At 48.1% G+C, this 13364-nt stretch carries 8 protein-coding genes; all 8 read left to right on the top strand.

Annotated features, from left to right (window positions below):
- The first annotated feature begins 46 nt into the window (after positions 1–46).
- The 8 genes from ACQSGY_RS27665 to ACQSGY_RS27700 all read left to right on the top strand — a co-directional run bounded on the left by ACQSGY_RS27665 (position 47) and on the right by ACQSGY_RS27700 (position 13348).
- Positions 47–487: an Lrp/AsnC family transcriptional regulator gene (locus ACQSGY_RS27665; protein ID WP_427181792.1), complete on the top strand. Its 441-nt coding sequence runs from the start codon at positions 47–49 to the stop codon at positions 485–487.
- Between the two features lie 112 nt (positions 488–599).
- On the top strand, positions 600–2390 hold the full coding sequence (locus tag ACQSGY_RS27670) for a sensor histidine kinase (RefSeq protein ID WP_427181793.1): 1791 nt from the start codon (positions 600–602) through the stop codon (positions 2388–2390).
- Positions 2383–3957 (top strand): response regulator, encoded by a 1575-nt coding sequence (locus ACQSGY_RS27675; protein WP_427181795.1) that lies wholly within the window; start codon positions 2383–2385, stop codon positions 3955–3957. Before ACQSGY_RS27670 ends, ACQSGY_RS27675 begins: the two co-directional genes overlap by 8 nt.
- 139 nt (positions 3958–4096) lie before the next feature.
- Positions 4097–7162 (top strand): glycoside hydrolase family 2 protein, encoded by a 3066-nt coding sequence (locus ACQSGY_RS27680; RefSeq protein ID WP_427181796.1) that lies wholly within the window; start codon positions 4097–4099, stop codon positions 7160–7162.
- A 293-nt stretch (positions 7163–7455) separates the two neighbouring features.
- Positions 7456–8439: an ABC transporter permease gene (locus ACQSGY_RS27685; protein WP_145405991.1), complete on the top strand. Its 984-nt coding sequence runs from the start codon at positions 7456–7458 to the stop codon at positions 8437–8439.
- A gap of 14 nt (positions 8440–8453) precedes the next feature.
- Positions 8454–9356, top strand: a complete 903-nt coding sequence (locus ACQSGY_RS27690) for a carbohydrate ABC transporter permease (RefSeq protein ID WP_110898418.1) — start codon at positions 8454–8456, stop codon at positions 9354–9356.
- A gap of 207 nt (positions 9357–9563) precedes the next feature.
- Complete coding sequence (locus tag ACQSGY_RS27695; protein WP_427181798.1) at positions 9564–11249, top strand: ABC transporter substrate-binding protein; 1686 nt, start codon at positions 9564–9566, stop codon at positions 11247–11249.
- A 398-nt stretch (positions 11250–11647) separates the two neighbouring features.
- Positions 11648–13348: an ABC transporter substrate-binding protein gene (locus tag ACQSGY_RS27700; RefSeq protein ID WP_427181800.1), complete on the top strand. Its 1701-nt coding sequence runs from the start codon at positions 11648–11650 to the stop codon at positions 13346–13348.
- Positions 13349–13364 lie beyond the last annotated feature (16 nt).

The raw sequence follows: 13364 nt of genomic DNA on the forward strand, positions 1-13364 counted from the left end.
GCTAATCTGAAGCATATGAATTGAAAAAAGGAGTTTGAAAAGACATATGAATCTGGATGCAACGGATTACCATATTTTAAGAATGTTACGTGAAGATGCACGTCGCTCCATGCGTGAATTGGCCCGTCTGGTGAATCTCTCGCCCACTTCTGTCGGAGAGCGGGTGCGCAGACTGGAAGATGCGGGGATTATCGAGGGATACGAGGTGAAGATCAATCGTTCCCGGCTCGGCTGCAGCGTTCGCTGCATGCTTGAGGTGACGCTGCGAAACGGCGAGCACGAGCGGTTTGCCGAATATATCCGGCAGCTGCCATGGTCCGAATATGCCTATCGCGTGGCGGGCAAGGCTTGTTTTATGGTCATGTTATCCGCCCCGGGCATGGCCGAGATTGAGGCATGTATTAATGAGTTGTCATCTTATGCGACGACGGTAACCCATGTTGTTTTTTCTACGTTGGAGCTGCAGGATTTGATTCTGGAGTGCTAAACGCTCGTGCAAAAGGCTGCATGGTAATGTGATATGATGAATACGCAGGTCAGGGAAGCCTGATTCTGCCTTTTTAATGTAAGCGCTTATACAGATGACGGAAGGTGCAGATATGTTAAAACGGCTGGTTCGAATTACAAACGACCTCAAATTAAAGCATAAATTGCTTATTTCCTACGTGCTTGTTGTCATGATACCCGTGCTCATTATCGGTCTCGCGGTCACAAGTTACTTCCGTCAGCAGGCACTGGATAATGCGATTGGGCAGACCATCATCAATGTGGACAAAATCAAAAGCCAGACAGCCACGATGCTGCGTGTGCCTACTGATATCTCCAATATGCTTATGTTTAATACCGATCTCAAGGAGATTGTGAATCGGCGGTACAAGAGTGTGGTGGAGCTGACCTCGGCATATCTCGCTTATAAGGATTTTCAGGAATATCGGCGGTTGTATCGTGAAGTTGCCGGCATTCGATTTTACTCGACCAATCCGACCTTGATTAACAATCTTGAATTTATCCCGGTCAATGAGCGCACCAAGGAGAGTTACTGGTACAAGGAGGCGTTGAAAACAACGAGCATTGGCTGGTTTTATATCCCTGGCAACGAAGACAATCCGGTTCACCGGCTTAGTCTGGTGCGCAAGGTTCCTTTTGCCGAGTATAAGACCGAGGGTGTGCTGATGATTGTGATCAATCAGGAGGAGCTTAACGGTTTGCTGCGTCAGGAGCAGTTTGAGACGTTGATCACGGATGAGCAGGGATACGTTGTGGCAGCCAAAAATACCGAACTGGTTGGTAAAACGCTGGACGAGCTTGATTTTGGCGTAGACCTTCAGAGTCAGCCCAAGGGTACCATTGAAGCTGATTTCCAGGGAGAACCGTCCAACATCGTCATTGATGAACTGGGCCCGGGATCAAGCTTTAACAAGCTGAAGGTCATCTCGGTATTTGCGACCAAAAACATCGTCAAGGATGCAAACCAGATCAGCCAGATCGGCATGATTTTTATTACGCTTGTGCTGGTGATCGCGCTGCTGCTGGTTTACATTATTTCTTTTCTGACGTCAAACCGACTGCTTCGGCTCAGTAAACATCTGAACAAGCTGGCCCTTGGGGATCTGAACGTTACTTCCCGCATTGACGGAAATGATGAGATCGGGCAATTGTCACGCCAGTTTAATTATATGGTGAAGAGTATTAACGAACTGATGACTCAGGTGGTCGAAACGACCGAGCAGAACAACCGATTGGAAATCGCGCAGAAAGAGATTAAACTGAAAATGATGGCAAGCCAGATTAATCCCCATTTTTTATTTAACGCTTTGGAATCAATTCGCATGAAGGCTCACATCAAGGGAGAAGCGGAGATTGCGAATATCGTCAGGCTGCTTGGCAAGCTGATGCGCAAGAGTCTGGAGATTGGCAGCGGCAAAACAACGTTCCGGGCGGAGCTGGAAATGGTGCGTTCCTATCTGGAGATTCAGAAATTCCGGTATGGAGACAGACTGGCGTTTGAGATTCACCTGGACCCTGTGGTGGAGAAAATGTATATCCCGCCGTTGATCATTCAGCCGATTGTGGAGAACGCCATTGTGCATGGACTGGAAAACAAGGAAGGACAGGTACAAGTGCATATTCACATCTGTATGAAGGATGGTAAGGTTCGAGTGAAAGTGAAGGATGATGGAGCGGGGATCACGCCGGAACGGCTTGCAGAGGTCATGCAGTTTGTCAGCGGTCCTGAGGAAGAGGAAAGAAGCCGGATCGGGATGCGCAATGTGCATCAGCGTTTGACTTTGACGTACGGGGAAAACTCCGGGTTACAGATTAACAGCATGTACGGGGAAGGAACAGAGGTTTCTTTCACCTTGCCAGCAGGGGGGAACCAGCATGTATAAAGTATTGTTGGTCGATGATGAACCGAGCATTCGCGAGGGACTGACCACGATTATCGATTGGGAAAAATACAGCTTTCAGGTTATGGCTACTGCCGGAAGCGGGCGCGAGGCCATCGCCTGTTTCAATGAGATGTTGCCTGACCTGACCATTATTGATATACGGATGCCAGGCATGACGGGCCTGGAGGTCATCGAGGAGCTCCGCGTGCAGCATCCGGATGCGCATTTTCTGATTCTGAGCGGATATGCTGACTTTGACTATGCCAAAAAAGCAATCAGTTTCGGCGTGGACGGATATCTGCTGAAGCCGGTGGATGAAGATGAGATTATTGCGGAGCTTGAGCGTATTGCTGTGCAGCTTAACCAGGAACGGGAGACGCTGGCTCGCTATGCGGGAGAAGATACAGCGTACAGGGAGCATCAGATTGAAGCGCTGCTGTATGACTCTCTTCAGGGTGAAGGCAGCGTTGAGACGGATAGTCTTGGCCTGCACTGGCCGCAGTATCAAGTCATTTTACTGGAGATTCATGCAGGGTCGGACCTGCAGCGGAGCAATGAAATAAAACGCAAGCTGGTGGAGGCCTTTGATCAGAAGCAGCGGGGCATCGTGTTTTCCTTCCATTCGGGACTGGGTCTGTTAACACAGGAGGTAGTTGATCAGAATCCCACATCACAGAGCCTTTACGATGAATTGCAAACCTTGCTGGCCGAGTGGGATGTGAAGATGTATGCGGCTGCTGGCGAGCCTGTGAAGTCTACAGCAGAGATTGCGAGGTCGTATACACAAGCGAGCAGCCTGCTTGCCGAACGTTTCCTGTTCACAGAACAGCGGATCAAATGCTGGGAAGAAGGCCGAATCTCTCCACGAAGCGAAGAGGAAAGCCTTCCTGCGGCCGAAGCAAAAGCAGATGGTTTGCAGGAGCCTGACGAAGGTGAACTGGCAGACAAGCTGTATTATGCGCTGGATATTCGCAGCAGCGAATCTGTTATGCGTGTGCTTGGAGAGATGCAGGAGCGTCTGGTGACGCACCACTGGACAGAGCAAGCGATCAAGACTGCATTTTCGCAAGTGTTCTCACTTGCCTTCAACAAGCTTGCTGCTGCCAATCAGCAGATGCAGTCCATTATGCAGGAACACTCGGTGCTGATTAACGAGGTATACCATCAGTTGACGATAGCTGATCTTATAGCGATGTCGGCAGAACATTTGAACCGTCTGATTCAGCGCATGGGCGGCGGCAGCAAGGACACGGTGATGAAACAGATGATTGAATTCATTCAGCGTAACCCCGGTGAGAATCTGAAGCTGGAGGTGCTGGCCGAGGTGTTTAATTACAACAGCAGTTATTTGGGAAAATTGTTCAAGAACCATACCGGCGAGTATTTTAACGCCTTTCTGGACAAGGTGCGCATCGAAAAAGCCAAAATGCTGCTTGACGAAGGGCTAAAGGTTCATCAGGTCGCTGCAAGAGTGGGATATGCGAACGTGGACTATTTTCACAGTAAATTCAAGAAGTATGTAGGGGAATCCCCTTCAGCGTATAAACAATCCAGATCGCAGTCTTGACTTGGCCTAAAGGGTTAAGGGCAGCACCAGGTGAATAATACGAAGGCTTCATAATATAGTCCATGTACTTCCCGCAATAAGCAATGGTCTAGGCAGGATCTTACACCGTAGACTGATTGTACAGTGTACAAGAGTCCAGATGAAGGGATGGCTGCGGGATATGAATCGACCGGATGTAGCTGCTGCACGTTACACGATAAACTTGAACGGAACCTGGCAGTTCCAGTTGGCTGAGCAGGCTGAAGTAGCGGGGGAAAAGCGAGGCACTCAGCAATACAGTCCCCCGAACCGGCAGGATACCGCATGGAATACCATTCAGGTTCCAGGTTCATGGGAGGAGCAGGGGTACGGGGAAGAGCCGGAATACGCAAGAATGGATACGTGGACCAAAATTCGTGAATATGAGGGATCGGCCTGGTACGCTCAGGATGTCCATATCCCGGCTGATGAAACCGGCGGCCACTATGTATTCAGGCTTCAAGGCGTGCGATGGACTTCCAGGCTGTGGTTCAACGGCGTTGACGCTGGAGAACGGGATAGTCTGTTGACGGAACATTCGTGGGAAGTAACGCCTTGGGTCAAGCCGGGAGAGATCAACCGGATCGAGATTTGGGTGGATAATACGATGAAGCTTGCTCTGGCCGGCAGTCATATTCACTCTTTGCATACGGCTACGGCTTGGGGTGGTATTACAGGTGGAGCATTTTTGGAAAGGCTTCCACTATGCCGGGTGCATACGGTTCGAATTGAGCCTGACCTGGATAGCGGCACAATAGAGGTGCATGGTGTAGTAAGTGTACCTGATCCGTCCGCAGCTGCATCCCTGAAGCTTCGGTTGGATATACAGCATCCGAACGGCACATGGCTCAAGTCTGAGCATCTGACATTAAAGCACGAACAACGTACATCAGGTGCAGTCCAGCGTGATTATGGGAGTGACAACGATACCAGGCCGGATATGGTGTTGCTGCCATTTTCACAACAGATTGCACTGGATGCCGAGTATTCCATCGCAGATTGGACCGATGAGCATCCAGCCTTGTATCGGGCCGTTATTCGGCTGCAAAAGGCTGGTCAGGAAACGAGACAAGGGAAGGAATGGGGACCAGATCTGGAACCTGAACCGGACCAAGGAACGGGGGAGGAGCTTGACCGGATAGAGCAGCGGTTCGGCATGCGTTCGTTTACGGCGAAAGGTAAACAGCTGGTGCTGAACGGAACGCCCGTTTTTCTGCGCGGCTACGTAGACTGCTGCATCTTTCCGCTGACAGGTTATCCCGTGTGGGAGGTTGCCCACTATGTCCGGCAGTTTCGCATAGCCAAGTCTTACGGGTTCAACCATGTACGATTACACGGGTGGAGTGCGCCTGAACCGTTCTGGGAGGCAGCCGATGAGGTGGGGATGGTGGTACAGGCCGAGCTTCCTCATTGGTCACGCTTTTTTGAGCAGCAAGATGTTCCTGCTCCTCCTGAAATACAGACCTATCTGATCCAGGAGCTGGATCGGCTGCTTGAGACACTCCATGGGCACCCTTCCTTTGTGCTGTTCTCCCTTGGCAACGAGCTGATTGGGGCAAACGGACATCCTGAACTAAATGCAATGCTAGACAGAGCAAGGCAGAAGGACCCTTTCCGACTGTACACAGACAATACAGGCTTTGGGCAGCTTCCGGCATGGGGACGAGAGGCCGACTATTATATTCAATCCTTCAACTGGCATCCGCCGCTGGAATCCGTGCTCTCCGCCATGCCGGATACTACGCTGGATTATCGTGCAGTTACAAGGCTTGCTTCACAGCCGATTATCGGGCATGAGCATGCGCAGTTTACGATGTATGTTCGTCCTCAGGAGAGGCGAAAGTATACAGGAGTTCTTCGGCCTACGTGGTTAGAGCCTGTTGAAGAATCGCTCTCTCGCAAAGGCATGATGAGCAAGCTGGAGCAGTATCAGCAGGCAACGGGCACACATCTGATGCGATCGCTGAAAGAAGCCATGGAGCGCGTAAGAAGAACATCGGATGCTGCGGGCATTCAGCTGCTGGATATTCGTGATTTTCCAGGGCAGGGCCATGCTACAACCGGTTTTCTGGATGTGTTCTGGGATAGTAAAGGAATTACCACACCGGATGAAGTTAAACAATTCAATGCCGATGTAGTGATACTTCTAGGTTCCAGGGAACGGACATACTACGCCGGAGAAGCGGTCGAAATCGATGTGAGCATATCCCATTATGGCAAAAGGGTGTTAAAGAACGCCTCTGTCCATTGGAGGGTTGTTACAGATGCGGGTGCAGCTGAAGATGAAGTGACACGTGCTGAAGGAATGTGGAGGTACGGGGATATCTCATGCGGCTCGGTCATGTCTCTGGGGAGCATTCACGCAAAAGCACCGGGCACAGGTGCCGCTGCATTTCGAGTAGAAGCGGAGCTGCGATGCGATAATGTTTCAGATGCCCATACTCTGGTGGCTCGGAATGATTGGCATGGCTGGTCGTTCCCGATGATGATGCTGGATAGAGAACGTCATGGGGAGATGAGACGGGTCTGGAACACGGTGAAGGAGCTGCAGCCTCTGCTGGTTGACTCGTATGAACGTCCTGTGCACGAAGTGCAAGGCCAAGGGTTGTTAAAACAAGGCCAGCATGACCTGGTGATTGTGAAGTCGTTAACTCCTAATGTACTGGATTATCTCTTGAATGGCGGCAGGGTTTGGCTTATGCCAGGTGCCGAGGATCTGTATGATCCGGTGGAAACGAAATACCTCCCGGTGTTCTGGAATTATCTCATGTTTGCCACGCAGCCTGGGGCTACGATGGGGATGTATATCGAGCAAGAAACGCCGATGCTCGGTGCTTTTCCGCAGGATGGGGCTTCTGACTGGCACTGGTATTATCTGGTGAATGGAACGCCTGCACTATGCCTCGATACCATGCAGGACGTTACACCGCTGATTGAAGTGATAGATCATTTTCACCGGGCCAAACGGTTGGCCTATGCATTCGAGGCCAGAGCGGGGAAGGGCCGGTTACTGGTATCCTCTTTTCCTTTTACAGACACAGCCTTGATGAAACGACCGGAAGTGGCTTTCCTGTTTCAAGAAATGCTGACTTATGTGCGCGGAGAGCAGTTCCAGCCGGAACGTTCAATCACCACCGCCCAGTTACTAGGTATGTTCAAGCTTCAACCCATTCAATTTACCTTATAAAAAAGGGAGCATGTTAAGGGACCTGAGAAGGTCTCTTTTTGATGTGCCCTGAAACAAAGGTAAACGATTTCTAAAAAACGTTTTCGAATCATGGTAATTAATAATCATATCTTCCTTTATATGTATTCGTGTGCGTTAGTTAGTTCAAATTATCACTAATTTTAACGGTCTAATGTCTTGTTTTAAAGGGGAATATCTAATTTCTATATGATTTTCTCTAAAATCCAGATGGTATTTTGGAAACGCTCTATCGATTATGATTATTTTATAAAAACAGAGGAGGGGGAACGGAGATGGAAACGCTAACAAAGAAATCCGCTTCCGCGAAAAGAAGCAGTGACCCCAAACCGCCATTGAAGCAGCGGCGAAACGGAGTTTGGGACAGAATCAAACAACAGAAGTATCTTTATTTGATGTCATTGCCATTCGTAGCTTGGGTTTTCGTATTCAACTATCTGCCGCTGTGGGGATGGACGATGGCTTTTCAAAATTATAAACCGGCGAGGTCTTTCGGAGAGCAGCAGTGGGTCGGGTTTAAACATTTTGCAGAATTGTTCAGTGATGACCGATTCTATCTGGTGCTTCGTAATACACTTGCCATGAGCTTGATGGGACTGATCGTCGGTTTTGTCGTGCCGATTGTTTTTGCCATCCTGCTGAATGAAATGAGAGGTATGTTCTTCAAACGGGCTGTACAGACCGTATCTTACCTTCCTCACTTTGTATCCTGGGTGGTTGTGGCGGGCATTATCACCAAAATGTTGTCCACAGACGGCGGGATTGTCAATGATCTTTTGATTGGTCTGAATATTATTGATCAGCCGATACAGTTCATGGCAAAGGGGAATTTGTTCTGGTACATTGTGACCGCTTCAGATATGTGGAAGGAAACCGGCTGGAATGCGATCATCTATCTGGCAGCCATTACGGGCATTGACCAGGAGCTGTATGAGGCTTCCCGTGTGGACGGTGCGAACCGTTTCAGACAGATGTGGCATATTACATTACCAGGTATTCGGACAACTATCTCGGTATTGTTCATCATGTCCATCGGACATCTGATCAGCATCGGCTTCGAGAAGCAGTTCCTGCTCCAGAACAGTCTGGTACTCGATTACTCAGAGGTGCTTGATCTATATGCGCTCAATTACGGTTTGAATATGGGACGATTCTCGTATGGTACAGCAATTGGTATATTCAACTCCGTTGTCAGCATCATCCTTCTGTTTACGGCAAACGGCTTGTTCAAAAAATTCACCAAAGAAAGCATCATGTAGGGAGGGGAGACATTATGGCGAACAAAGCATTCAATGCCACACGGGGCGACAAAGTGTTCGATATATTCAATATCCTCGCGATGACCATGGTGCTGGTTGTAACACTGTATCCATTTCTTAACGTACTGGCGATCTCGCTGAATAACTCGGCCGATACTGTACGTGGTGGAATCTATCTGTGGCCGCGCGAATTTACGCTGCAGAACTATCAGACGATTTTTCAATATGACGGCTTGCTGCAAGGTTTGAAAATCTCTATCATGCGTACCCTTGTGGGTACACTACTCGGTCTGATCAGCTCATCCATGATCGCTTTTACACTGAGCAGACCTGATTTCGGTCTTCGAAAATTTGTTTCCACCACGTTGGCGCTGACAATGTATTTCTCCGGGGGGCTGATCCCGGTATACATTCTGATGCGTGACCTGAATCTGATCGGTACCTTCTGGGTATATGTACTGCCTGGTATGATCAGCGCCTGGAACGTATTTATTATCCGTTCATTCATTGACGGTTTGCCTTATGCCTTGCAGGAATCAGCCAAGCTGGACGGTGCCAATGATTTTACAATCTATTACCGCATCATTCTTCCTTTGTGCAAACCGGTACTTGCCACAATCGCTTTGTTCCTGGCTGTAGGTCAGTGGAATGCCTGGTTCGATACGTACCTGTATAATGGCTCGAAGGCACATCTGACTACGTTGCAATACGAGCTGATGAAGGTGCTGCAAAGTACACAGCAAGGCTCAGGAGCGGGACGGAATGCCAATGATATGGCACAGCAGATGGCACAAATTTCACCGGAATCCATCAAAATGGCGATAACCATCGTTGTAACGGTTCCGATTCTGATCGTGTATCCATTCCTGCAGAAATACTTTGTCGGTGGTATGACACTTGGGGCGGTAAAAGCATAGACCTTGATACCGATGTAAAGACTGGCCTAATAATGGATTGCAAACCTATAATAGAGTACTTATATAGAGAAGCTCAGGGTATCCCGGCTGCTGCCATACGCTAAAACTTTCAGTTGTGGCGGCAGAGCAGGGGTAATTCATGAAGCTAAGAGAGGAACAGAACAGTTCCGTATAAGACAGACGTATGAAATAGGGAGGATTACCATTATGTCCAGTTTTAAAATGAAGGTCGCACTGGGGCCGCTCCTGGCTTTACTTTTGATTACCTCCTGTGATGGAGGCGTCGGCGGTAAAACGTCACTTATGAATACTAGCGGAGCACCATCTCCACTTGCGTTCGATTTTTTCAGTGTAGATCCGAGTCCGAACTGGAATGGCATGAACGATAATGTTGGCAAGGTTATTACAGCCAAAACAGGGGTAACCCTGAATGGAGAGTTTGATGTGAGCGGGGGACAGGACAAAATATCACTGATGGTAGCTAGCGGAGACTTCCCCGATATCGTGTCACCCAAAGGGGAGCTTAGCAAGCTGGTGGATGCTGGGGCAATGGTGGATCTGACGGACCTCATTGAACAATACGCTCCCAATCTGAAAAAGCTATATGGTAATTATATGAATCGGCTGAAATACAGTAATGAAGATCAGGCAATCTATGTGCTGCCGACGTATTATGCGGTGGACCAGACCTATTTTGATGCAGGCGGGGGATTTGGTATTCAGCATCGAGTACTGAAAGAGCTTGGTTACCCTCAAGTCCGCACCCTTCAGGATTATGAAAATGTATTGCGAGCTTACAGTGAAAAGCATCCTGTAACGGACGGTCAGCCCACCATTCCGTTAACGCTGGATGCAGAGGGCTGGAGAATTATGATCACAGTCACCAACCCGGCATTTCTCGCAACAGGTGCACCGGATGATGGTGAATACTATATCGATCCAAAAACCTATAAAGCGATGCTGCACTATAAACGCCCGGAGGAAAAGGAGTACTTCCGCTGGTTGAATCATATGTACAACGAAGGTTTGCTTGACCAGGAGAGCTTTGTCCAGAAATCGGACCAGTATAAATCCAAAATTGCCAGTGGTCGTGTACTGGGAGTTATTGATCAGGATTGGGGATACGCTGATGCGGAGAACGAACTGAAATCTGTGGGCAAAGCAGAATCGGCCTATTCCCATTTCCCGGTTACTTTGTCCGAAGAGATGAGAGATCATTCCTTCCAAAATCCCGGTTTTGTATCGGGCTGGGGAGTAGGCATCACTACAGCAAATCCTGATCCAGTGAGAACAATCAAGTTTTTTGATTATTTGGCTTCGGAGGAAGGGCAAGTTCTGATGAACTGGGGCATTAAGGGCAAGCATTATGAGATCAAGGAAGGCAAACGGGTAATTCCTGCGGCTGTTCAGGATCAAAAAACAAATCATGCGTCCAAGTTCCAGAAAGAGTCTGGCATTGGATTATATAAAAATATGTCCGGACGGTATGGAGATGGTGTGAAGGACTCCACGGACAATTATTTTACGACCAACTTTCCTGAACAGATTGAAGCGGGATACACCGAAGCAGAGAAGGAAACGCTGCAAGCCTACGGTGCATCGACATGGAAGGATTTATTCCCGAGCGAAGAGCAATTCCCGGTCAAACCGTGGGGAGCAGCATACAACATGCCCGCTCCAAGCGACTCCGAGTATATGGTCATATTCCAGAAAACACAGGACATTATTCGCAAACGGATTCCCGAAGCGGTGCTCAGCTCACCCGAGCAATTTGATGTGATTTTTGATGGCATGATTACAGAGCTGAACCAGGCAGGAGCAGAAAAAATGGAAAAACAATATACAGCGCTCATACAAAATCGCGTTCATTTATGGAAGGATAAACCGAGATAGAGAGCTATACGTTTGTCCATTTTGAAAATAAGATAAAACCCGAAACATTGGGTTTATTTTATACAGAAAACGTTTTAGTGAAACCGTTTTAGAAATTTTATATTAGCTATTGACAAGGGTATTTTATGATATTATGATACAACTGTGAAAGCACTTACAAAAGTTGTACAATGATATACTTATTTACCCAAAACAAAGATAATGAACACATTTGGACATTTACAAAGATCGTTAATCATTAAGGTCAAATTGTAACCCCTTCTTCAATTGAAACAAGTAAGCGCTTTTAATTTTATTGAATCTGAGAATATCACAGGATTCACCCGAATGACGGTATAAGCAGGCACGGCCTGTTGTACAAATACACAGCTTCATTTTATCCAAAAGGGGGATTATACATGAAGGGCAGAACACCAAAAACATTTGCAATGCTTCTGTTAGCCAGCGCGCTGGCTATTACAGCAGGATGCGGCAGCAGCGGAGAGAAAACAGCTTCAGAGAAACCGGCGGACACGGGGGACACAACGACTCCGATTACACTTACATTCTTTGGCGCAGACGCTAGTCCGAACTGGAACAACATGAAAGACGCTGTCGGGCAAGAGATTACCAAGGCAACAGGAGTAACAATTGAAGCTGAGTTTGACGTAAATAATGGTGGCGAACAGAAGATTCCGCTTATGGCTGCCAGTGGTGACTACCCTGATATTATCTATCCTAAAGGAAACCTTTCGAAGCTGGTGGATGCAGGTGCAATGCTCGATCTGACCGATCTGATTGAGGAGCATGCGCCCAACCTGAAGAAAATCTACGGTGACCAGATGAACCGTCTGAAATACAGTAACGAAGATCAGGCGATTTACACGATTCCAACGAACGTGGGAGTAGACAACGTCGTATTTGACGCAACAGGCGGATTCGAAATCCAGCAGAAAGTGCTGAAAGAGCTCGGTTACCCTGAAGTGAAAACGCTGGAGGACTATGAAAATGTTCTTCGTGCCTATTATGAAAAGCATCCAACCATCGACGGTCAGCCCACCATTCCGCTCACGCTGAATGCAGATGACTGGAAGATTATGATTACGGTTACCAATCCGGCTTTCCAGGCAACGGGTGCACCGGACGATGGTGAATATTATATTGACCCTGAGACGTATGAAGCGAAGCTGCATTACAAACGTCCGGAGGAGAAGGAATACTTCCGCTGGTTGAACAAAATGTACAACGAGGGCCTGCTAGACAAAGATACCTTTGTGCAAAAGGATGACCAATACAAGTCCAAAATTGCCAGCGGCCGCGTGCTGGGTCTGATTGACCAGGAATGGAACTATGGCGAAGCGGAGAATGCTTTGAAATCAGCAGGTAAAGATGACAGCACTTATGCGCACTTCTCCGTATCCTTGAACAAAGACATTGTGGATCATACGTTCCAGCCAACCGGTTTTGACGGTTACGGTATCGGTATTACAACGTCTGCAAAAGACCCGGTACGCATTATTAAATTCATGGATTGGCTTGCTTCTGACGAAGGTCAAGTGCTCAGAAACTGGGGTATAGAGAACCAGCACTACAAAGTAGAAAATGGAAAACGCTTCGTACCTGAGGATGTTCAGGATCGTAAAATCAATGATAACTCCGCGTTTACCAAAGAGTCCGGTATCGGAATGTATAGCATTTTCAGTGCCAGATATGGTGATGGCGTGAAGGATTCGACAGACAATTATTACACAACCAACTTCCCTGAGCAGATTCAGGCCGGATATACAGCAGCTGAGAAGGAAACGTTGAAGGCCTATGGCATTACAACCTGGAAGGACTTCTTCCCTTCTGAAAAAGACCTGAAGCTGAAGGATTGGGGAGCAGCATATAACATGCCTGTGCCTTCTGATACGGAGTACAATGTCACCTTCCAAAAAACACAGGACATCATTCGTAAACGAATTCCTGAAGCAATTCTGGCGAAGCCGGATCAATTCGACAAGCTGTATGATGGACTGCTGGCTGAACTGGATAAAGCCGGGGCAGTGGAAATGGAAAAACAATATACCGTCTGGATCAAGGATCGTGTATCCCTGTGGACAGGGAAAGACGTGAACTAAGAGGTATCGTCAGGCT

It is taken from the genome of Paenibacillus sp. TC-CSREp1, from assembly GCF_050171015.1.
GTDB lineage: Bacteria > Bacillota > Bacilli > Paenibacillales > Paenibacillaceae > Paenibacillus > Paenibacillus silvae.

Bases quoted from the DNA above. Each gene is read 5' to 3' on its own strand.
- ACQSGY_RS27675 (WP_427181795.1), top strand. From the start codon at position 2,383: ATGTATAAAGTATTGTTGGTCGATGATGAACCGAGCATTCGCGAGGGA.
- ACQSGY_RS27685 (WP_145405991.1), top strand. From the start codon at position 7,456: ATGGAAACGCTAACAAAGAAATCCGCTTCCGCGAAAAGAAGCAGTGAC.
- ACQSGY_RS27695 (WP_427181798.1), top strand. From the start codon at position 9,564: ATGTCCAGTTTTAAAATGAAGGTCGCACTGGGGCCGCTCCTGGCTTTA.
- ACQSGY_RS27700 (WP_427181800.1), top strand. From the start codon at position 11,648: ATGAAGGGCAGAACACCAAAAACATTTGCAATGCTTCTGTTAGCCAGC.
- ACQSGY_RS27680 (WP_427181796.1), top strand. From the start codon at position 4,097: ATGAAGGGATGGCTGCGGGATATGAATCGACCGGATGTAGCTGCTGCA.
- ACQSGY_RS27670 (WP_427181793.1), top strand. From the start codon at position 600: ATGTTAAAACGGCTGGTTCGAATTACAAACGACCTCAAATTAAAGCAT.
- ACQSGY_RS27690 (WP_110898418.1), top strand. From the start codon at position 8,454: ATGGCGAACAAAGCATTCAATGCCACACGGGGCGACAAAGTGTTCGAT.
- ACQSGY_RS27665 (WP_427181792.1), top strand. From the start codon at position 47: ATGAATCTGGATGCAACGGATTACCATATTTTAAGAATGTTACGTGAA.